This is a genomic window from Rhizobium sp. BE258, from assembly GCF_031457345.1.
In the GTDB taxonomy this organism is placed as follows: Bacteria; Pseudomonadota; Alphaproteobacteria; order Rhizobiales; family Rhizobiaceae; genus Rhizobium.
Genome location: NZ_JAVDWL010000002.1, coordinates 853,352 through 871,703, shown reverse-complemented (window position 1 = coordinate 871,703; position 18,352 = coordinate 853,352). Strand labels below are relative to the sequence as shown.

Here is an 18,352-nt window from a genome sequence, read left to right as displayed (position 1 = left end):
AAGTTTTCCTGACAGTATGTAAAAAAGAATTGCCGGGACGGTGCGAAAGGCCGCGTTCACGGGGAACTGAACGTTTGGCTTGCCTCTGCCGATGTTCGAACGGATGCCGTGACCTATATGAAAAGCATCGGAAAGGAATCACTGATGTCCGCTTTACGCAGCACCATCTTCGGCCTGGTTGCCGGTTTTCTGCCACTGGCCGCGCAGGCGGCGCCCGTGCCTGCGCCGTTCCAGGTGCGCAATCCAGATATTATCAATGTGCAATCGACGATGTGCGATTATCGCGGCTGCTTCGGTTTCGGACCGCAGCAATGGCATCGCCCTGCCTATGTGCAGCCGAACTACCGGCCGCGCGGCGTCACCGGTCCGACCTACTATCAGCCGAGGGCACAGGCGCCACGCACGGGGCGCCCGGCGCTCTCCTACGACCCGGCGCCGATCCGCAGGGTTCAGCCGGCGCTGAAGGATCAGGGCATGCATGGAGAGTGGTGCCGCAACCAGTACCGGTCCTACAATCCGAAGACCGACCGCTTCGTCACCTACGAGGGCGTCTACAAGACCTGCAATTCGCCATTCGACTGAGCGTCAGCTTTCGAGCGAGGCACGGTCGGTATGGCCGAGATCGCGGCCTGGCTCGATGATATCGCGCACCCGCTGTTTGAGCTCCTTCGGTCCGGGAAAGCCGCCGTCGCGCTTTCGCTCCCATATCAGGTCGCCATTCACCCTTATCTCGAAATTGCCGCCGGTGCCCGGAATGAGCGCCACTTCGCCCAGACTGTCGGTAAAGGTCTGCAGCAGTTCCTGAGCCATCCAGCCGGCGCGCAGCAGCCAGTTGCACTGCGTGCAATAGAGAATGGTCACACGGGCTTTGTCGGTCATGCAGCGTTCCTTTCGATCTCTCTCCGATTTAGAAGTTTAGCCCGGCCCGCGCAATCTGGCTGCTTGCATGTCGCCGCCGCCCATGGTCACTTCCCGGTACGAAGCAGGAGGTGAGAATGCGGGTCGCCGTCGTTGAAAACATGCCGAACACGCATATCGGCGCGCTGGGTAATGCCCTCCATGAGGCCGGTGCCGTGCTTGAGTGGTTCAGTCCGTGGAAGGACCAGGCCTTGCCTGCCGGTCGCGACGGCTACGACGCGCTTGTCGTACTCGGCGGTGAGCAGAGCGCTGTCGATGATGAGGATCATCCCTATCTGCCGGCACTCGCCGCTTTGATGCGCGAATTCGGCGATGCCGGGAAATCCGTGCTGGGCATCTGCCTCGGCAGCCAGGTTCTCGCCCGTGCCTATGGTGCTGAGAATATTCTGGACGCGACGCGCGAATTCGGCTGGACGTCCGTCGATGTCACGGAGGACGGGCGTGCCGATCCGCTCTTTGGCGAGCTCCACGATCGCTTCCCGATCTTCGAGTGGCACTCCGATACCTTCACGCTGCCGCCCGGCGCCATCCGTCTCGCATCGACTGCGGCTGTTCCCAACCAGTGCTTCCGCATCGGCAGGGCCGTCTATGGCACGCAGTTTCATTTCGAAGCCAATTTGGAAGTCGTCACCAAATGGAATGCCGAATTCCGTGATATGGTCGAGAGCATCGAGCCCGGCTGGCACGAACGGTTTCCGCAGACTGCGGCCAGACATGCCGCCGATGCCGATCAGGCTGGCCTCGCGATCGCGCGCGCCTTCATCGGCACCATCAGGCCGTCGGTCGCCTCGGAAGGCGCTGCAGACAGCCGCCTGAGCGCCTGAGGCAGCCATGGCCAGCGACTACGAAAAGATGGCGGCAGGTGAGTGGTACTGCTGTCTCGACGCCGAACTCGATCGTCTCCGGATCGCGGCGCGGCATGCGGTACATCAGCACAATACGATGGCGCCCGATGCGCGCGGCATGATGGCTCCGGGTCTGAAGGCCCTGTTTCGCAATGTTTCGGATGACGTTTTCATCGAGGCGCCGTTCCATTGTTCCTATGGCATCAATCTGAGCTTCGGCGAGCGCGTCTATCTGAATGCCGGCTGCACGATCCTCGATTCCGGGCGCGTGCATATCGGCAGCAGCTCGATGCTGGGTCCGGGCGTTCAGATCTATTGCGCCGAGCATCACAAGGATCCTCAATTGCGTCGCCAGGGCATCGAGATCGCCCGCGCGGTCGTGATCGGCGAAGATGTCTGGATCGGCGGCGGCGCGATCATTCTCGGTGGGGTGACGATCGGCGATGGCGCGATCGTCGGCGCGGGCTCAGTGGTGACGAGGAACGTTGCTGCCGGCGAAACTGTGGTCGGCAATCCGGCCCGGCCGGTCAAGCGAGACTAGTGCTGGAAGCGCCGTACATGCGTCCTAGATCAGCAAGTGACAACAGGAGGAGAGGATGAGCGAGAACGCGTTGCCTTGGGAGGGTGGTTGCCGTTGCGGTCAGGTTCGGCTGAAGATCAGCGCCAAGCCGCTGTTGACCATGGCGTGCCACTGCACGGGCTGCCAGAAGATGTCCTCGAGCGCCTATTCATTGAGTGCCGCCATTCCGGCAGCGGGCTTCGAGGTCACCAGGGGCGAGCCGGTGATCGGTGGCATTCACGGCCCCGAGGCGCACCACTATTTCTGCCCCTATTGCATGACTTGGATGTTCACCAAGCCAGAGGGCATGGACTGGTTCGTCAATGTCCGCGCCACGATGTTCGACGATACCAGTTGGTTCGCGCCCTTCATCGAGACCTGGACGAGCGAGAAGCTGGCTTTTGCCGAAACGGGAGCAAGACACAGCTATCCGGCATTGCCCGAAATGGATGCGTATGAGGGGCTGGTGAAGGAATATATGGCGCAGCCGGCTTAGAGGCCCTGGAAGAGGAAGTCTAGGCCGCTGTGATGTCGTCCACCTCGGCTTCCAGGCTGATAACCGCATCGCCGATCTCGGAGATTGGAGTACCTGCCATTCGCTGCGTGGCCCACATGCGCTTCGCCGCCGATCATGAAGCGCGGGTTAAGCCGAGAGATCGACCAGGACATGTTGCTTGCGGCATAGAGCGGCGCCATCATGCGTGATGGAAGGGCCTCGAGCGCGTTGCTTTGAAGATCGATTGCCAATTGGCCACGAGGTCGCATCCGGCAGACCGTGAAACGCGCCGTTAGAACTGCCTATATTTCGCAAAAGGCAGTCCGTGTTTCCGGACATCCTCGTTTTCAAGGCGGTTCGCTTCGGCATTCTCGTCCAGCCAGCGGCGTTCCCGTTCGGCCTTGATGGCGCGGGTCAGCCCGTCTTCAGCTGCGCGGGATAGGTTGATGTCGAGTTCACGCGCAGACGCTACCAAAGTGGCGTTTAGCGAAAGATTGGCGGCCTTTCGGGCTGATCGTGGCATGACTAATCTTCCAGTTTCATGTGCAGATTATATGCGCACGAAACTGGAAAAAAGATGCCTATTCGTCCTTCATCTTCAGCGCGGCGATAAACGCTTCCTGCGGGATGTCGACCTTGCCGAACTGGCGCATGCGCTTCTTGCCTTCCTTCTGCTTGTCCAGAAGTTTGCGCTTGCGGGTGGCGTCGCCACCGTAGCACTTGGCGGTCACGTCCTTGCGCATGGCGGAGATCGTTTCGCGGGCGATGACGTTGCCGCCGATGGCTGCCTGGATCGGGATCTTGAACATGTGCCGCGGGATCAGGTCCTTCAGCTTTTCGCACATGTCGCGGCCGCGCTTTTCGGCGGCGGAACGGTGAACCAGCATGGAGAGCGCGTCGACCGGCTCGCCATTGACCATGATCGACATCTTCACGAGATTGCCTTCGCGATACCCATGCAGATGGTAATCGAACGAGGCGTAACCCTTGGAGATCGACTTCAGGCGGTCGTAAAAATCGAACACCACTTCGTTGAGCGGCAGCTCGTAGGAGAGCATGGCGCGCTTGCCGACATAGGTGAGTTCGGTCTGGATGCCGCGGCGGTCCTGGCAGAGCTTCAGGATGCCGCCGAGATAGTCGTCCGGGGTCAGGATCGTCGCCTTGATCCAGGGTTCCTCGATCTCGGAAATCTTGACGACGTCAGGCATGTCTGCCGGATTATGCAACTCGCGCGTCGAGCCGTCGGTCATCGACAGGTGGTAGACGACCGAAGGCGCCGTGGCGATCAGGTCGAGGTCGAATTCGCGCTCTAGGCGTTCTTGGATGATTTCCAGATGCAGCAGGCCGAGGAAGCCGCAACGGAAGCCGAAGCCGAGGGCGGCGGACGATTCCATTTCGAAGGAGAAGGAGGCGTCGTTGAGGCGCAGCTTGCCCATGGCAGCGCGCAGGTCCTCGAAATCGGCCGCATCGACCGGGAAGAGTCCGCAAAACACCACCGGCTGGGCCGGCTTGAAGCCCGGCAGCGCTTGTGCCGTCGGCTTCTTGTCTTCGGTGATCGTGTCGCCGACGCGGGTATCGGCCACTTCCTTGATCGAGCCGGTGAAGAAACCGATCTCGCCCGGGCCGAGGCTATCGACGGCCAGCATTTTCGGGGTTAGCACGCCGACGCGCTCGACCTGATACTTGGCATCGGTGCCCATCATGCGGATGGTCTGGCCCTTGGTCAGCACGCCGTCGAGAATGCGCACCAGAACCATGACGCCGAGATAGGTGTCGTACCAGCTATCGACCAGCAGCGCTTTCAGGGGCGCCTTGTCGCCGCCTTCGCTCTTCGGCGCCGGCAGCTGGTGAACGATGGCTTCCAGAACATCCGGAATGCCGAGGCCGGTCTTCGCGGAAATCAGCACGGCCTGTGATGCGTCGATGCCGATCACTTCCTCGATCTGCTCGCGAATGCGGTCCGGCTCGGCGGCCGGCAGGTCGATCTTGTTGAGGACGGTGACGATCTCGTGGTTGTTGTCGATCGCCTGATAGACGTTGGCAAGCGTCTGAGCCTCGACGCCCTGGGAGGCATCGACGACGAGCAGCGAGCCTTCGCAGGCTGACAGCGACCGCGAGACTTCATAGGCGAAGTCGACGTGGCCGGGCGTGTCGATGAGGTTCAGGATATAGGTTTCGCCGTTGTTCGCCTTGTAATGCAGGCGAACCGTCTGGGCCTTGATGGTGATGCCGCGCTCGCGCTCGATATCCATCGAATCCAGCACCTGTTCCGACATGTCGCGCTCGGCCAGTCCGCCGGTCGTCTGGATCAGACGGTCGGCCAGCGTCGACTTGCCGTGGTCGATATGGGCCACGATCGAGAAGTTGCGGATATGGTCAAGCGGAGTGCGGGTAGAATTGGTGCTCATGCGCGCCATATAGCAGCGCCTTCCCCTGACGCATAGGGGAAAAGCAGGAGTTTGTTTAGGATAAATGGCGGCGCCAGGCGCCACTTGATTCCATCATCGGATCATGTATTTCTCGTATAGTAGAAATACGGAGCAGAGTGTTGGAGCAGGAACTGGAAGCGGCGATCGGCGCCAGGATCCGCAGTCTGCGGCTGGAAAAAGGCCTGACGCTGGAGGATCTCGCAACCAGCTCCGGCGTCAGCCGGGCGATGATCTCGCGCATCGAACGCGCTGAGGCAAGCCCGACGGCATCGCTTCTGGCGCGCGTCTGCGCAGCACTTGGCCTTTCACTCTCGACCTTCTTTGCGGAGGATGAAAGCGCGGCGTCACCGCTTGCCCGGCGTCACGAGCAACAGGTGTGGCGGGATCCGGAGACCGGTTATATCAGACGCGCCGTCTCCCCGCCCGGCACCACGTCGGACGTCGATATCGTCGACGTCGAGTTTCCGCCCGGCGCCCGCGTCAGCTTTCCGCCGCATGCGGCGAGCCACGGCATGACCCAGCATATCTGGGTTTTCGAAGGCGAGATGGAGATGACGGCCGGGGACAAGATTCACCGTCTCTTTCCCGGCGATTGCCTCTTCATGCCTGTCGGCGAGGGGCATGTCTTCCACAATCCGTCGAGCAAGCCCGCCCGTTACTGCGTCGTGCTGAGCCGCAGTTCACGATGATATCCAGGAGATACTTGATGACTTCGATACGCCTTTTGACCGCCGACGAAGCCCGCGCTGCCATTCCAGAGCTCTGCGATGTGCTGGCGGATTGCGTCGCGGGCGGCGCCTCCGTCGGCTTCATGCAGCCCTATACGGCCGAGGATGCCGAGCCCTACTGGCAAGGTGTCGCCGAGAGCGTCGAAGCCGGGGTAAATCTGCTAGCCGTGGCTGTCATCGATGGCCGGATCCTCGGTACCGTTCAGGTCGGTTTTGCCACGATGCCGAACCAGCCGCACCGCGGCGACCTGAAGAAACTGCTCGTTCACCGCTCGGCGCGTGGTCATGGGCTCGCACGTCTCCTGATGGAGGCGATCGAGAAGGAGGCTGCCCGTCACGGCAAGCATCTTCTGGTTCTGGATACGGCGACCGGCAGCGACGCGGAAGCGATCTATTCACGCTTCGGCTGGGAACGCGCCGGCGTGATTCCTGAATACGCGATGTGGCCGGATGGCGGCTATTGCTCGACGACGCTGTTCTACAAGCGGCTGGCTGTCTGAGCCGCTCCGGACCCATTGACAAATCGGCGCCTCACCGCGCCTTATCCGCGACATAACGAGGGGCATGCGCCATGCGCGTCATCTATTCCGAGGACCACAAGCTGCGTGACGCGAAGACCGAGCTGCACAACGGACAGCTCGTCACGCCCTTTGAAGGCCCCTTCCGCGCCGAATGGATTCTGGATGCCGTCAAGGATGCCGGGTTCAGAGATGTTGCCGCGCCGGTCCGCCATGGTCTGGAAACGGCCCGCAAGGTGCATGATGCCGGTTATCTCGATTTCCTGTCAAAGGCCTGGGACATGTGGGCGGCGACAGGCGCTGAAGGCGAGGCGATCCCGGCGTCCTTTCCCGTGCGCCGCTCGACCTTGCGGGTGCCGACCGACATCGGCGCGCTTCTCGGCTATTATGCCAATGCGGCGGAGACCGCGATTACCAATGGCACCTATGAGGCGGCGATCGCCTCGATGCAATGCGCGATGTCGGGTGCCGACTGGCTGAATTCAGGCAATCGCTTCGCCTTTTCGCTCTGCCGCCCGCCCGGTCACCATGCAGGCATCGATCTCTTCGGCGGCTATTGCTTTATCAACAATGCTGCCGTCGCCGCGCAGCGCCTTCTCGATCTCGGCGCCAGGAAGGTTGCGATCCTCGATGTCGATTTTCATCATGGCAACGGCACGCAGGATATCACCTATCGCCGCGGCGACATCTTCTTCGCCTCGCTGCATGGCGAGCCCGCCAACGCCTTTCCGTATTTCTGGGGCTATGCGGACGAGACGGGTGAAGGCGAAGGCGAGGGCGAGGGCAGTAATGCCAACTATCCGCTGCCGCGCGGAACTGCCTGGCAAGAATGGTCTGCGGCGCTTGCCGATTCGCTCAGTCGCATCAAGGCGTTCGGCGCCGAAGCAATCGTCGTCTCGCTCGGCGTCGATACATTCGAGCGTGATCCGATCTCCTTCTTCAAGCTCACTTCGGACGATTTCATCCGCATGGGAGCGATGATTGCGTCAACGGGGCTGCCGGTGTTGACCTGCATGGAAGGTGGTTACGGCGTGCCGGAAATCGGCTTGAATGTCGCCAATGTCCTCAAGGGTCTGGAGGCTTAAGCGGCTTGGAAGAGGAAACGCCGCCATCCGACGTGCCGACGCCGCGCATGTTCTCATGGGCGCGCAATTCGGCGATCTACCGCCTGGAGCGGCGGATGCATACGGAGAAGCAGCTGTTCGATGCCATCGCCCGCAAGGCGCGGCAGAAGTTCGAGGATATCAGCGAGGCGCAGGTCAAGGCGCTTGCCGATTCCGCCGTGAAGTTTGCTTATGACAACAAGGCGCTCGACGACACCGCCTATGCCGAAATCGGCACGCGCTCGGGCATGCGCAACGGCAAGTCGAAGCGCGCGATCGCCCAGAAGCTATCACAAAAGGGCGTAGCCAAGCCGACGGTTGCGGCCGCCGTCGCCGAAGCGGACGACCTTTACGCAGCCGTCGTTCTGGCCCGCAAGCGCGCCTTCGGCCCGTTCCGCAAGAGCGAGCTCGATGAGAAGCGCAAGGCCAAGGAACTGTCGGCTTTTGCCCGGGCCGGCTTCAGCTTCGATATCGGCAAGAAGGTTTTTGAGATGTCACTTGATGATGCCGAAGAAGCGCTGGATACCGGGCGCAATCGCTAGCCATCAATAGAGCTTCTCCTCGCATCAGAAGTTTGAATTTGCCCCCGTCGCTTCGCAGCCTTATTCAGGGCGGCAAATAGGGAGGAAGAAATGGGCGTACAGCCTGAAAATACGGCGTTGAATGCGGACGGCTCGGCAGCGGCCGTGCCGTCGAGCGGCGTCGCGGCAGGCGCACTGATGTGCCTTCTTTCGATGTCGTCGATCCAGTTCGGTGCGGCGCTTTCCTCGCATGCGATCGCGACCTATGGACCCGCAGGCGCTTCCTGGCTCCGCCTGGTCTTCGCGGCGCTGATCCTTGCAGTCATCGTTCGTCCGCCGGTTCTGCGCTATAGCCGAGATCAATGGGTCAGTGCTCTCGTGCTTGGCACGATCACGGCATTGATGACCATCTGCTTCTTCGCGGCGATCCAGCATATTCCGCTCGGCCTTGCCGTCGCCATCGACTTTCTGGGGCCGCTGTCGGTTGCGACATTCGGCTATGGATTGACGCGCCGTCTGATCTGGCCCGTCGTCGCAGCCGCCGGCGTGCTGTTCCTTGCCTATGATGGCGAAGGCTGGGTCGGCAACCTGCCGGGCGTACTGTTCGCTGCCGGTGCCGGAACCGGCTGGGCCATCTATATCCTGCTGACGAAGAAGGTCGGCGCAACCTTCAAGGGCTTCGAAGGCCTGTCGATGTCGCTGCTCGTTGCCGCCGTCGTCGCCACGCCTTTCGGCTTCATGGGTGCCGTACCCCACCTTGATGGCTCCGGCTTGATCGAGATGGCGGGACTGGCCCTTCTCGTGCCGCTTCTGCCCTATGCCTTGGAAATGACGGCGCTCCGGCGCATGCCCACGGCGTCTTTCGGCATCCTGATGAGCCTGGAACCGGCGATCGGCGCCGCCGCCGGCTTCGTCATTCTGATGCAACCGATGACGCTGCTGCAGATGGCCGGAACGGCACTCGTGGTGCTGGCAAGTGCCGGCGCGACCTTCTTCGCCGGCAAGGCGTGACGGTCAGGCGCGTTCGCGTGCCGGATCGTCGAGAGCCGGATTGTAGAACAGCGAGAGGGTCAGGCTTCGGGCAATACGCTCTGCGGTTGCCATGAACCAGGCCTTGGCCTCCGGGGTCGGAGCGATATCGTCAAGTGTCGCTGCAAACAGCGCCAGCCATTTTGGAAACAGCTCCGGCGTCATGTTGGCGACGCCGGTATGGGCCTGAACCGGTTTTCCGCCATAGGCCCCGCTGCGAAAGGCAACGGAAGACCAGAAGCTTTTCATCTTTTCCATGTGCTCCGGCCACCGCCCCGAAAGCCGCGCATCGAAGACCGGCCCGAGTTCGGGATGTAAAAGCACCCGGCTGTAGAATGTCTCGACCAGCGTCCCGATAAAGGCATCGTCGATGCCGATCGATTTCATCTCGGCTTCCGCACGCTCGCGGATCGCCGCAACATGGGCAGCGCGGCCCTGCAATTCGTTGTTCATTTTTAAAACCACCCCGGCTTTGCCATATGCTACGGCGCTTTTCATATAGGCGTTGCGGGCGCGCGGCCAAAGGCGGAACTGAAGATTGCGGCAATCTGTCAAATCAGGCGTGTTCGATCTTGACCGTCGCCGCGGGGCTATTTAGATTAGAATAATTCTAAATTATTGGAGCATGCCTATGTTGGCGCGTCTTTTCAGGTCGCAGAAGCGATCCTTCAAATCATTGTCTGAACAGGAAATCCTGGCACTTGCAATCGCCTCGGAAGAGGATGATGCGCGCATCTATCTCGCCTATGCGGATCAGCTGAAGCGCGACTATCCTGCGAGCGCGCAGGTGTTTGAAGACATGGCCGAGGTAGAAAGTACCCATCGGCGGTCGCTGATCGAAATCCATCGCCAGCGCTTCGGCGAGCGCATCCCGCTGATCCGCCGCGAGCATGTGCAGGGCTTCTACGATCGCAAGCCGGACTGGCTGCGCAAGAACCTGTCGCTCGACGCCATGCGGCGCGAGACGGAGGCCATGGAAGAGCAGGCCTACCGCTTCTATGTCGAGGCGGCCAAGCAGACGACTGACGCCTCGACCCGTCAGCTTCTTGGCGATCTGGCGCTGGCCGAACAGGGGCATGAGGATATCGCCCGCATGCTCGGAGAAAAGCACACACCGGAGACCGTCAAGGAAGAAGAGAACGAAGGCGTCCGCCGCCAGTTCGTGTTGACCTATGTCCAGCCCGGCCTGGCCGGTCTGATGGATGGTTCGGTCTCGACGCTGGCGCCGATCTTCGCCGCCGCCTTCGCCACGCAGGATACCTGGCAAACCTTCCTCGTCGGCCTTTCCGCTTCTGTAGGCGCCGGTATCTCCATGGGCTTTACCGAGGCGGCGCATGACGACGGCAAGATTTCCGGTCGTGGATCGCCGATCAAGCGCGGCCTTGCCTGCGGCATCATGACGGCGCTCGGCGGCCTCGGGCACGCGCTGCCCTATCTGATCCCGCATTTCTGGACGGCGACGATCACCGCGGCCGTCGTCGTCTTCTTCGAACTCTGGGCGATCGCCTTCATTCAGAACAAGTATATGGAAACGCCGTTCCTGCGCGCCGCCTTCCAGGTGGTTCTCGGCGGCGGACTTGTGCTCGGCGCCGGCATCCTGATCGGCAACGGTTGACTTCCGCGACAAAGAAAAAAGGCCTCCCGAAGCAAGCTTCGGAAGGCCACCCAAGAACCGGTAGAAGTGATTATTGCAGGGCGCCAACCAGAACGTCGCGGCCGTTCTCGATGGTAACCCAGCGCCCAGCATTGTAGCTCGACTGGCGCTTGATGAAGGAATAGTTCGTGTCGAACCATGGCTTCACGTTGGTCGACAGATTGTCGAGAATGAAATCGCCATCCGTGGTGCGCAGCGTCAGAACCGCATGCCCCTCACCGTCAGGCTTGCGTACGACCGTCATCAAAAGGTTTGCCGGCGAAAAGCCGCGCTGAATGAGGATGCGGCGCTTCAGAAGCGCATAGTCTTCGCAGTCGCCTGCCGTCGTCGGATAGGCCCAGACTTCGTCCTTGCCGTAGATTTCCTTGTCGGTCATCGGCTTGATCGTGGTGTTGACTGTCGTGTTGACCGAACGCACCAGCGTCCACTGGTCGGGGGTCATCTGCATGTTCGCAGTATTGCGGTTCGGGCCGCATTCGTCGCGGTGGATCTGACAGAAATCGTAATGGCCGATCGGCTGCGATGTCGCTCCGCCGGTAACCATGGAGAGGTTGGATGTCGAAGCCGGCAAGGCAGCCGAAGACATCGCTAGCATGGCCATCATGGCCACGAGGTAACCCTTGATCCGCACGCCCGTATTCCCTGCATCGCCCTTGTATTTATTAACAAAGAGTTAACGGGGAGGGGCGTTCGGAGTCAATCGTTACTTCTTGGTAGGGAGTTACAACTCTCGGACATGGTTAAAATGCCACAGAAGGTGGGCTTGCGCGATATCCTCTCAACCGGAGATACTATTCGTGTATCCGAATTCGCTTATTGACCGATAAACGCACTGACGGCAGAAAGCATGCGCTCGATATCCTGCGGCCGCGAAAGCCGGTGGTCGCCGTCGCGTACGAAGGTCAGCACCACGTCGTCGGACGGCAGATGCTCGATCAGCTTCATGGCATGTGCATAGGGCACATCGGGATCTTTCATGCCCTGCAGGATATGAACCGGGCATCCTGTCTGGATGATCCCGGTCAACACCCTGTTGGCGCGGCCGTCCTCGATCAGGGCCCGGGTATAGATATTGGGCTCAGGGCTGTATTCCGACTTTTCTTCGAAATAGCCGCGCTCTTCCAGAGAGGCGCGTTCCTTCTTGGTCAGATGCGGTTCGATCAGATCCGAGGTGAAATCCGGCGCGGGCGCGATCAGCACCATGCCCTCAAGCTTCGGTCCATCGGCGATCTTGCCCAGTTCCTGGGCCAGGCGCAGCGCGATCCACCCTCCCATCGACGATCCGACTGCAATGACGCGCTTCGGATTGACATGGATGAGAACCGCGAGCGTCTCCTCAAGCCAGCGTGAGATCGTCCCGTCGGTAAACTTGCCGCCGGAAAGCCCGTGGCCCGAATAGTCGAGACGAAGGCAGGCAAGACCGGTTTCCGCCGCCAGCCTGTCGAGCTCGACGGCCTTGGTGCCGCTCATGTCCGAGCGATATCCCGAAAGCCAGAGCAGCACAGGGGCGTCCGGTCCAGCATTCGCCTGACGCAGAATGAAGGCGATCTGGCGGGCGTCGTCACCCTCTCCGGCGGTGATAAACTTCGGCTGAGGGACGATGGATGTCTCGGACACGGCTGAACTCCTGTTGTTCCTGCCTATAAAACAGATTCTTGACAGGCTGACAGCGGGTGATTTTTCCGCTAAAGCGTGCTACTGACTCCGTTGTAGCGATAACGAGACCCCGTTTGTGCCCCCGTGGGAGTACGAGCTGCAGCATTCAACAACTCGAGGAGAGTACGACCATTCGCAGACCTTTTAAAACCGACGCGCCCGTTAAGGAAGGGCCGCGTTCGAACCGGGAAATTCGCATACCCCGTGTTCAGCTGATTGACGCAGAGGGACAGAACCTGGGCATCGTTGCCACCGATCAGGCGTTGAAAATGGCTGAGGAAGCCGGTCTCGACCTGGTGGAAATTTCCCCCAATGCCGAGCCGCCTGTGTGCAAGATTCTCGATCTGGGCAAGCTGAAATATGCCAACCAGAAGAAGGCTGCCGAAGCGCGCAAGAAGCAGAAGATCGTCGAAGTCAAAGAAATCAAGATGCGTCCGAACATCGACACGCATGACTATGACGTGAAGATGAAGGCGATGGGCCGCTTCTTCGAAGAAGGCGACAAGGTAAAGGTAACGCTGAAGTTCCGTGGCCGTGAAATGGCTCACCAGGAACTGGGCATGAAGCTGCTTCAGCAGGTCAAGGCCGACACGACCGAATATGCAAAGGTCGAAGCCGAGCCGAAGCTTGAAGGCCGACAGATGATGATGGTGCTCGCGCCCAAGTGAGCGCGGTCCATCAAGATGCATCGAAGCCGTCCGCAAGGGCGGCTTTTGTGTTTTCTGGGCCTGCTTTCTGACAGTCTGCTGACAGAGCCGCTCAGCGGCCTGTCAGCCAGGAGATGTCATGCCCCTTCCATCGAAACACGGATGGAAAGGAAACGACCATGGCCCCCCGTCTTCAAAGGATCATGCTGGCCTCGGCCGCCGCGCTTGCGCTGGCCGCTGCTCTACCCGCCCTTCAGCCTTCGGGATATTCCCTCTTTTCCGCAGCTGCCTATGCCCGTGGCGGTCATGACGGCGGCAGCGGCAGTTCGGGCCGCGGCGGCAGCGACGATGCCTCCGGCGACGACCATGGCGGCGGCCACGACAGTGGCAGCAACAGTGGCCGCGGCCGGAGTGGCGGCAACTCCAGCGATGACGACAATGGCGGCGATCGCCATGGCGGCCGGACGGTTGCTGCGGGGGCGGATGATAGCGGACGCCGCGGCCGCGAGAATGACCGCACCGATCGTCCCCGCGTTCCGCTCTCGGTTTCTGCTGCAAGTCTTCAAGGCCTCCTCAACGGTTCGCTTATCGCCGTCGATCAGCTGGGCCGCAGGCTGGAAGTCGAGGTCGAATTGGAACACGGCGTCCAGACCGTCGAGGTGAAGCCGCACCGCTCCGATGCCGTCCGTAACCCCGGCCCAATCACCAATGTTTCCATCAGGCCTACGGCAGCGCCGTAATCGCCTGGTTCTTCCGCCCGCCCCGGAAGATCGATGCTCCGCCGTTTGCCGGCGGAGCATCTGCCGTTTCAAGCCCGCTTTCCTGTGCCTCTTGTGCGGGTGCATGTAAGCGTTCAGTTTATCAGCCGTATATGAGGTCCGGATCAGGCATGTCTTTCACCCGCAGATCGACCGCTCTCCTGCTGTCAGCCGCCATCTTTGCGGCCGCACTGTCTGCGTCTCCGGCGGCGGCAAAAGATGGCGGCGGCAGTAGTGGCGGTTCCGGCAGCAGCGGTTCGAGCGGCTCCGGCTCATCCGGTTCAGGCTCGAACTCGGGATCGGGAGGCTCCGGCCACGATGGCGGAGACGATCATGGCGGCCATGGCGGCGGTGATGACGACGGCGGAGGCGATGATCACGGTGGCCGCGGAACCAGCAGCGGCAGCGGCTCCGGTCGCGCCGATTACGATCGCGCACGCGATGCCGTGCGCGAAGGCCGCATCCTGCCGCTGAAATCGCTGCTGCAGAAGATCGATTCCCGCCGTTACGGCCGGGTGATCGACGTCAGTCTCAGCCGCTCGCTGTTCAGTGATGTCTATCAGCTCAAGCTTCGGGATGGAAAAGGCACCATACGCACGCTGCGTGTCGATGCCCGCAGTGGCGAAGTGATCGGGGACAAGTGACCGATGAAGATCCTGCTCGCCGAAGACGACGCCAATATATCGGTGCACCTTGCCGAGACATTGGGACGCGAAGGCTATCTCGTCGAAACCTTGAACTCCGGCCCCGAAATTTGGGAGCAGGGCGAAACCGGTGATTACGCTGCCATCGTCCTCGATCTCGGTCTTCCCGGCATGGATGGCCTGTCGATCCTCAAGCGCTGGCGGGCCAATGGTCTCGAAACGCCGGTTCTCGTATTGACGGCCCGCGGCTCCTGGATGGAACGCGTCGACGGTTTCGATGCTGGGGCCGACGATTACCTGCCGAAGCCCTTCCGCAGCGAGGAGCTGCTGGCACGCCTTCGCGCTCTGCTGCGTCGATCAGGCAGGATGCAGCAACGCGTGAAATCGGCCGACCGCTTCACGCTGGATGAACAGGCCCGCCGTGTGACCTTCGATGGCCGCGAACTTGATCTGAGCCCTCTCGAATACCGGATGATCTCCGTGTTCATCGATCGTCCGGGCGCCGTGCTGACGCCAGCGGAACTTGCGAGCCAGGTCCAGGGTCGCGATGACGACGCCGCCAAAAATGCCGTCGAGGCCATGGTGGCGCGATTGCGCAAGAAGACCGATAGCGGCGCGATAGAAACGCGCCGCGGCTTCGGATACCTGCTGCCGGGCAAGACACGATGACGAAATCATTGCGCTTCCGTCTGGCCGCTGGCGCCCTTGTTGCGATTGCGGTGGCTCTTGCACTGGTCTGGTTCGTCCTCGGTCATCTGTTCGAAGACTATCTGGCCGACCAATATGCGAACGAGATGACCGCGGTATCGGATGCTCTGGGTGCCCGTCTGGCGATCGAAAACGGTGCGCTTTCGCTGATCAGCGAACCGTCCGATCCGCGGTTCCAGACACCGGCCGGCGGACGCTATTGGCAGATAACGCCCGACGACCCCACTCAGCCGCCGCTCCGCTCGCGATCGTTCTGGGACGAGGAACTGACCAGGGATAGCCTCTCCAGGGATCTCTATTGCGGGTTTCACGAGGCCGAGGGGCCGGATGGAGCGACGATCCTGGTCACCGTGAAGGCGATGTCCGTCGGTGAGGGTGATGCGCGCAAACACTTTACGATCTATACGGCCTTCTCCAAGGACGAGATGGAAAGCGCGCTGTCGAATTATCACCGGCCGCTGCAGCTCATGCTGGCCGCAACCGGCCTGCTTCTGCTTGCCGCCGCTTTTCTGCAGGGGCTGATCGGCCTGAAGCCGCTAGTGCGCCTGCGCAACGAGGTGGCGAATATCCGCGCCGGACGCAGCGCCCATATCGGTGCCGAAGGACCGAGCGAGGTCCGCCCGCTGGTCAACGAGATCAATCTTCTGCTGGCGGAGCGCGAAACCGCGGTGGAACGGGCACGATCGCGGGCCAGCGATCTGGCGCATGGATTGAAGACGCCGCTGACGGTTCTGTCCCATCTCGTCGAAAGCCTGCCGGATGACAAGCGCGATACCGCCCTGCAGCAGATCGAACTCGTGCGCCAGCGGGCCGACCGGCAATTGCAGGCCGCGAGGATGGGTGTCGAACGCATGGCGACGACGTCGCTTCTCGGCATATCGGGCAAGCTGGTCAGTGTTCTCTCGCCCGTCACTGACGGCAAGGGCGTCGGCTGGAAAGTCGATATCGATCCGGCGCTGACCATCGAAGCCGATCCCGCCGATGTCGCCGAGGCCATGGGCAACATTCTCGACAATGCGGTGCGCTTTGCCCGCTCCCGCATCGATGTCTCGGCGTCCAGGGAAGGCGAGGCCGTTATCCTCCGGGTCGGCGACGATGGCCCTGGCGTGCCTCCCGAAAACTATGCGATGATGCTGAAGCGCGGCGTCAGCGCTGACGATGCGCATGCAGGCTCCGGTCTCGGGCTTGCCATTTCCGGCGACATCGCCGAGGCTTACGGCGGCAGGATTGTCCTTTCGCGCTCGGATCTCGGCGGCCTGGAAGTCACCTTGGCCTTGCCCGCGCCGAAGAATCTGATGCCCGCGGCCTGAGTGCCAAGATTCCGCCGGCCGCCCCGTTGCACTTTCATGACACTGCGGTTATAAGCGCGCGTCCGAACTGACCGGCAGGGCATGCCGTGGCAGTTTCGAATGCTTGCGGGCAGGTTTCGTCACCGGGCCCGCAGATCAACAACAAACGCTCCCGCACCTGGTTGCGACGGCCGGTTTTCCGGACATCGCTCGAGGGTTTCTTTGAAACATGCAGGGAGGACAGAAACGGAGTAGCAAAATGCCCAAGATGAAGACGAAGTCCTCTGCCAAGAAGCGGTTCAAGATCACCGCAACCGGCAAGGTCAAGGCTGCAGCTGCTGGCAAGCGCCATGGCATGATCAAGCGTAGCAACAAGTTCATTCGCGATGCACGTGGCACGATGGTTCTGGCTGAACCCGATGGCCGCAAGGTTGTGAAGAACTATCTGCCGAACGGTCTCTAAGACTCTTCCGCGAACGTTGTAGATTAAGGAGATCATGAAATGGCACGTGTAAAAAGAGGCGTTACCGCCCACGCCAAGCACAAGAAGGTTCTGAAGGCCGCAAAGGGCTTTTACGGCCGCCGCAAGAACACCATCCGTACGGCTAAGGCAGCGGTTGACCGCTCCAAGCAATACGCTTACCGCGACCGCAAGGTCAACAAGCGCAATTTCCGCGCGCTCTGGATCCAGCGTATCAACGCTGCTGTCCGCGAATTCGGCCTGACCTACGGCCGCTTCATCGACGGCCTGAACAAGGCTGGCATCGAAGTCGACCGTAAGGTTCTCTCCGACATGGCGATCCATGAGCCTGCAGCATTCGGCGCCCTCGTCGATGCATCCAAGAAGGCCCTTGAGTACCTCAAGGACGCCGGCACGAAGAACGAGTTTGAAGCAGCGGTTAACTAAGCCGGCGCTATCGAACTTCAGTTTCGATGTTTTTAAACCCGCGCTGGCTAGCTGGCGCGGGTTTTTGTTTGCGATTTGAAATGGGAGTCACGGGAACGTGGCGGACGCTATCGACAATCTGAAAGCCGGACGCGGCCTGAGCGAGGAGGACATTCCGGTTCTTCTCACTGCGCTGCTGTCGGGTTCGCACAGGGTCGCGTGTGTGCCGCTGTCGCAGGGTGCTGTCTGGATCAAGCGCTATGGCACGGAGTGCACTTCGCGCTGGGTCGTTCTGCAGCGGATGATCGCCAATCTGGTTGGTGCGCCGTTTCTCCGGCCGTCACCGGCGCTGGATGACGAAGGCATGGCACAACGCGAAATCCGGCGTATCACCATGTTCGCATCCAAGGACGTACCGACCGCGCGCGTTGTCTATTCGTCCGGCAGCGCCGTCGTTTTCAGTGATGTCGGCTTGACTGTCGGACAGCAGCTGCGCGCAATGGCTGGCAGCGATCCGGTAGCCCATGACGATCTGCTCGTCCTCTGCGCTGGCGAACTCGGCCGGCTTCATGCCAAGGGTCTGTGCCATGGTCGCCCGTTTCCGCGCGACATGTTCGTCAAGGATGGCCGCATCGGCTTCATGGATTTCGAAGAAGAACCCGACACCGTCATGCCGCTGACAACGGCGCAGGCGCGCGACATCTGGCTGCTCTTCCTGCAGATCGCAGGCCGCGCCCGGCTGGGCAGTCAAACCCATGACCGGGCCTATAAAGCGTGGTGCGAGGCAGCACCGGCCGGCGCCATTGACGAACTGCACAAACTCACCGGCTTTCTGGGCGCCTTTTTGTGGTTTGCCCGGTTGATTGGCCGCGTTCACATGGGTAGTGATCTGCGGCAGTTCATCATGGCCACCAGTTACTTGAAACACGCTTCCTGAAGCACATTGACGCCCGCAAGGCAGGAA

General features: G+C 61.1%; 25 protein-coding genes. 18 read left to right on the top strand and 7 right to left on the bottom strand.

Annotated elements, in window-relative coordinates; genetic code table 11:
* Positions 1-144 precede the first annotated feature (144 nt).
* On the top strand, positions 145-582 hold the full coding sequence (locus J2X43_RS09595; RefSeq protein WP_310293490.1) for a BA14K family protein: 438 nt from the start codon (positions 145-147) through the stop codon (positions 580-582).
* Between the two features lie 3 nt (positions 583-585).
* Here J2X43_RS09595 and J2X43_RS09590 read toward each other — a convergent pair whose 3' ends face one another.
* Complete coding sequence (locus J2X43_RS09590; protein ID WP_310293488.1) at positions 586-879, bottom strand: SelT/SelW/SelH family protein; 294 nt, start codon at positions 877-879, stop codon at positions 586-588.
* 116 nt (positions 880-995) lie between these two features.
* Here J2X43_RS09590 and J2X43_RS09585 point away from each other — a divergent pair, with 116 nt between their 5' ends.
* From J2X43_RS09585 to J2X43_RS09575, 3 genes are read left to right on the top strand one after another with little or no spacing between them, the layout of a single operon-like run.
* Positions 996-1,742, top strand: a complete 747-nt coding sequence (locus J2X43_RS09585) for a type 1 glutamine amidotransferase (protein ID WP_310293486.1) — start codon at positions 996-998, stop codon at positions 1,740-1,742.
* 7 nt (positions 1,743-1,749) lie between these two features.
* Positions 1,750-2,304 carry a sugar O-acetyltransferase gene (locus J2X43_RS09580; RefSeq protein WP_310293485.1) on the top strand — a complete coding sequence of 185 codons (555 nt, stop codon included), beginning with the start codon at positions 1,750-1,752 and terminating at the stop codon, positions 2,302-2,304.
* Positions 2,305-2,359: 55 nt separating this feature from the next.
* Positions 2,360-2,818: a GFA family protein gene (locus J2X43_RS09575; RefSeq protein ID WP_310293483.1), complete on the top strand. Its 459-nt coding sequence runs from the start codon at positions 2,360-2,362 to the stop codon at positions 2,816-2,818.
* Here the strand turns inward: J2X43_RS09575 and J2X43_RS09570 are convergent.
* Genes J2X43_RS09570 through lepA form a run of 3 tightly spaced genes read right to left on the bottom strand, consistent with a single transcriptional unit; the run spans position 2,815 to position 5,235 of the window.
* The gene (locus J2X43_RS09570; protein ID WP_310293481.1) at positions 2,815-3,087 is read right to left on the bottom strand and encodes a CcdB family protein; all 273 of its coding nucleotides are present in this window, start codon (positions 3,085-3,087) and stop codon (positions 2,815-2,817) included. The two genes, J2X43_RS09575 and J2X43_RS09570, sit on opposite strands and share 4 nt — an antisense overlap.
* Before the next feature lie 23 nt (positions 3,088-3,110).
* A complete protein-coding gene (locus J2X43_RS09565; protein ID WP_310293479.1) occupies positions 3,111-3,341 on the bottom strand; it encodes a type II toxin-antitoxin system CcdA family antitoxin in 231 nt (76 codons plus the stop codon).
* Positions 3,342-3,399: 58 nt separating this feature from the next.
* Positions 3,400-5,235, bottom strand: coding sequence for a translation elongation factor 4 (gene lepA / locus J2X43_RS09560; protein WP_112385130.1), 1,836 nt, complete (start codon positions 5,233-5,235; stop codon positions 3,400-3,402).
* A gap of 131 nt (positions 5,236-5,366) precedes the next feature.
* On the opposite strand from lepA, the gene J2X43_RS09555 reads away from it, so the two are divergent.
* From J2X43_RS09555 to J2X43_RS09535, 5 genes are all read left to right on the top strand, one after another.
* On the top strand, positions 5,367-5,936 hold the full coding sequence (locus J2X43_RS09555) for a helix-turn-helix domain-containing protein (protein ID WP_310293476.1): 570 nt from the start codon (positions 5,367-5,369) through the stop codon (positions 5,934-5,936).
* Between the two features lie 17 nt (positions 5,937-5,953).
* Entirely contained in the window at positions 5,954-6,475 is a 522-nt protein-coding gene (locus tag J2X43_RS09550) for a GNAT family N-acetyltransferase (RefSeq protein ID WP_310293474.1), read from the top strand.
* 71 nt (positions 6,476-6,546) lie between these two features.
* Positions 6,547-7,578, top strand: a complete 1,032-nt coding sequence (locus J2X43_RS09545; RefSeq protein WP_310293472.1) for a histone deacetylase family protein — start codon at positions 6,547-6,549, stop codon at positions 7,576-7,578.
* 5 nt (positions 7,579-7,583) lie between these two features.
* Complete coding sequence (recX, locus tag J2X43_RS09540; RefSeq protein ID WP_310293470.1) at positions 7,584-8,138, top strand: recombination regulator RecX; 555 nt, start codon at positions 7,584-7,586, stop codon at positions 8,136-8,138.
* Between the two features lie 90 nt (positions 8,139-8,228).
* Positions 8,229-9,128: an EamA family transporter gene (locus tag J2X43_RS09535; RefSeq protein WP_310293468.1), complete on the top strand. Its 900-nt coding sequence runs from the start codon at positions 8,229-8,231 to the stop codon at positions 9,126-9,128.
* Between the two features lie 3 nt (positions 9,129-9,131).
* Here the strand turns inward: J2X43_RS09535 and J2X43_RS09530 are convergent, their stop codons facing one another.
* Positions 9,132-9,599, bottom strand: coding sequence for a truncated hemoglobin (locus tag J2X43_RS09530; RefSeq protein ID WP_310293466.1), 468 nt, complete (start codon positions 9,597-9,599; stop codon positions 9,132-9,134).
* Between the two features lie 178 nt (positions 9,600-9,777).
* Here J2X43_RS09530 and mbfA point away from each other — a divergent pair, with 178 nt between their 5' ends.
* Entirely contained in the window at positions 9,778-10,761 is a 984-nt protein-coding gene (gene mbfA, locus J2X43_RS09525) for an iron exporter MbfA (RefSeq protein ID WP_310293465.1), read from the top strand.
* Between the two features lie 70 nt (positions 10,762-10,831).
* Here the strand turns inward: mbfA and J2X43_RS09520 are convergent, their stop codons facing one another.
* Together J2X43_RS09520 and J2X43_RS09515 are read right to left on the bottom strand one after the other, a co-directional pair.
* Positions 10,832-11,431, bottom strand: coding sequence for a transglutaminase-like cysteine peptidase (locus J2X43_RS09520; protein WP_112385138.1), 600 nt, complete (start codon positions 11,429-11,431; stop codon positions 10,832-10,834).
* 182 nt (positions 11,432-11,613) lie between these two features.
* Positions 11,614-12,417 carry an alpha/beta hydrolase gene (locus J2X43_RS09515; RefSeq protein ID WP_310293461.1) on the bottom strand — a complete coding sequence of 268 codons (804 nt, stop codon included), beginning with the start codon at positions 12,415-12,417 and terminating at the stop codon, positions 11,614-11,616.
* Positions 12,418-12,587: 170 nt separating this feature from the next.
* On the opposite strand from J2X43_RS09515, the gene infC reads away from it, so the two are divergent.
* The 8 genes from infC (at position 12,588) to J2X43_RS09475 (ending at position 18,325) form a co-directional block, all read left to right on the top strand.
* Positions 12,588-13,124 (top strand): translation initiation factor IF-3, encoded by a 537-nt coding sequence (gene infC, locus J2X43_RS09510; protein WP_112385381.1) that lies wholly within the window; start codon positions 12,588-12,590, stop codon positions 13,122-13,124.
* A 158-nt stretch (positions 13,125-13,282) separates the two neighbouring features.
* Positions 13,283-13,843: a hypothetical protein gene (locus tag J2X43_RS09505; protein ID WP_310293459.1), complete on the top strand. Its 561-nt coding sequence runs from the start codon at positions 13,283-13,285 to the stop codon at positions 13,841-13,843.
* A gap of 149 nt (positions 13,844-13,992) precedes the next feature.
* A complete protein-coding gene (locus J2X43_RS09500; protein ID WP_310293457.1) occupies positions 13,993-14,505 on the top strand; it encodes a hypothetical protein in 513 nt (170 codons plus the stop codon).
* Between the two features lie 3 nt (positions 14,506-14,508).
* Entirely contained in the window at positions 14,509-15,174 is a 666-nt protein-coding gene (locus J2X43_RS09495; protein WP_310293456.1) for a response regulator transcription factor, read from the top strand.
* Positions 15,171-16,523, top strand: a complete 1,353-nt coding sequence (locus J2X43_RS09490; protein WP_310293455.1) for a HAMP domain-containing sensor histidine kinase — start codon at positions 15,171-15,173, stop codon at positions 16,521-16,523. The genes J2X43_RS09495 and J2X43_RS09490 overlap by 4 nt, the downstream gene beginning before the upstream one ends.
* Before the next feature lie 238 nt (positions 16,524-16,761).
* Positions 16,762-16,965, top strand: coding sequence for a 50S ribosomal protein L35 (gene rpmI / locus J2X43_RS09485; RefSeq protein WP_007813308.1), 204 nt, complete (start codon positions 16,762-16,764; stop codon positions 16,963-16,965).
* Positions 16,966-17,004: 39 nt separating this feature from the next.
* Positions 17,005-17,409, top strand: coding sequence for a 50S ribosomal protein L20 (gene rplT / locus J2X43_RS09480; protein WP_112385144.1), 405 nt, complete (start codon positions 17,005-17,007; stop codon positions 17,407-17,409).
* 97 nt (positions 17,410-17,506) lie between these two features.
* Positions 17,507-18,325 (top strand): serine/threonine protein phosphatase, encoded by an 819-nt coding sequence (locus J2X43_RS09475; RefSeq protein WP_310293453.1) that lies wholly within the window; start codon positions 17,507-17,509, stop codon positions 18,323-18,325.
* Positions 18,326-18,352 lie beyond the last annotated feature (27 nt).

Bases quoted from the DNA above. Each gene is read 5' to 3' on its own strand.
- J2X43_RS09590 (WP_310293488.1), bottom strand. From the start codon at position 879: ATGACCGACAAAGCCCGTGTGACCATTCTCTATTGCACGCAGTGCAAC.
- J2X43_RS09500 (WP_310293457.1), top strand. From the start codon at position 13,993: ATGTCTTTCACCCGCAGATCGACCGCTCTCCTGCTGTCAGCCGCCATC.
- J2X43_RS09585 (WP_310293486.1), top strand. From the start codon at position 996: ATGCGGGTCGCCGTCGTTGAAAACATGCCGAACACGCATATCGGCGCG.
- J2X43_RS09505 (WP_310293459.1), top strand. From the start codon at position 13,283: ATGGCCCCCCGTCTTCAAAGGATCATGCTGGCCTCGGCCGCCGCGCTT.
- J2X43_RS09595 (WP_310293490.1), top strand. From the start codon at position 145: ATGTCCGCTTTACGCAGCACCATCTTCGGCCTGGTTGCCGGTTTTCTG.
- mbfA (WP_310293465.1), top strand. From the start codon at position 9,778: ATGTTGGCGCGTCTTTTCAGGTCGCAGAAGCGATCCTTCAAATCATTG.
- lepA (WP_112385130.1), bottom strand. From the start codon at position 5,235: ATGGCGCGCATGAGCACCAATTCTACCCGCACTCCGCTTGACCATATC.
- J2X43_RS09575 (WP_310293483.1), top strand. From the start codon at position 2,360: ATGAGCGAGAACGCGTTGCCTTGGGAGGGTGGTTGCCGTTGCGGTCAG.
- J2X43_RS09535 (WP_310293468.1), top strand. From the start codon at position 8,229: ATGGGCGTACAGCCTGAAAATACGGCGTTGAATGCGGACGGCTCGGCA.
- J2X43_RS09580 (WP_310293485.1), top strand. From the start codon at position 1,750: ATGGCCAGCGACTACGAAAAGATGGCGGCAGGTGAGTGGTACTGCTGT.
- J2X43_RS09550 (WP_310293474.1), top strand. From the start codon at position 5,954: ATGACTTCGATACGCCTTTTGACCGCCGACGAAGCCCGCGCTGCCATT.
- J2X43_RS09495 (WP_310293456.1), top strand. From the start codon at position 14,509: ATGAAGATCCTGCTCGCCGAAGACGACGCCAATATATCGGTGCACCTT.
- J2X43_RS09490 (WP_310293455.1), top strand. From the start codon at position 15,171: ATGACGAAATCATTGCGCTTCCGTCTGGCCGCTGGCGCCCTTGTTGCG.
- rplT (WP_112385144.1), top strand. From the start codon at position 17,005: ATGGCACGTGTAAAAAGAGGCGTTACCGCCCACGCCAAGCACAAGAAG.
- J2X43_RS09570 (WP_310293481.1), bottom strand. From the start codon at position 3,087: ATGCGACCTCGTGGCCAATTGGCAATCGATCTTCAAAGCAACGCGCTC.
- J2X43_RS09545 (WP_310293472.1), top strand. From the start codon at position 6,547: ATGCGCGTCATCTATTCCGAGGACCACAAGCTGCGTGACGCGAAGACC.
- J2X43_RS09530 (WP_310293466.1), bottom strand. From the start codon at position 9,599: ATGAACAACGAATTGCAGGGCCGCGCTGCCCATGTTGCGGCGATCCGC.
- rpmI (WP_007813308.1), top strand. From the start codon at position 16,762: ATGCCCAAGATGAAGACGAAGTCCTCTGCCAAGAAGCGGTTCAAGATC.
- J2X43_RS09565 (WP_310293479.1), bottom strand. From the start codon at position 3,341: ATGCCACGATCAGCCCGAAAGGCCGCCAATCTTTCGCTAAACGCCACT.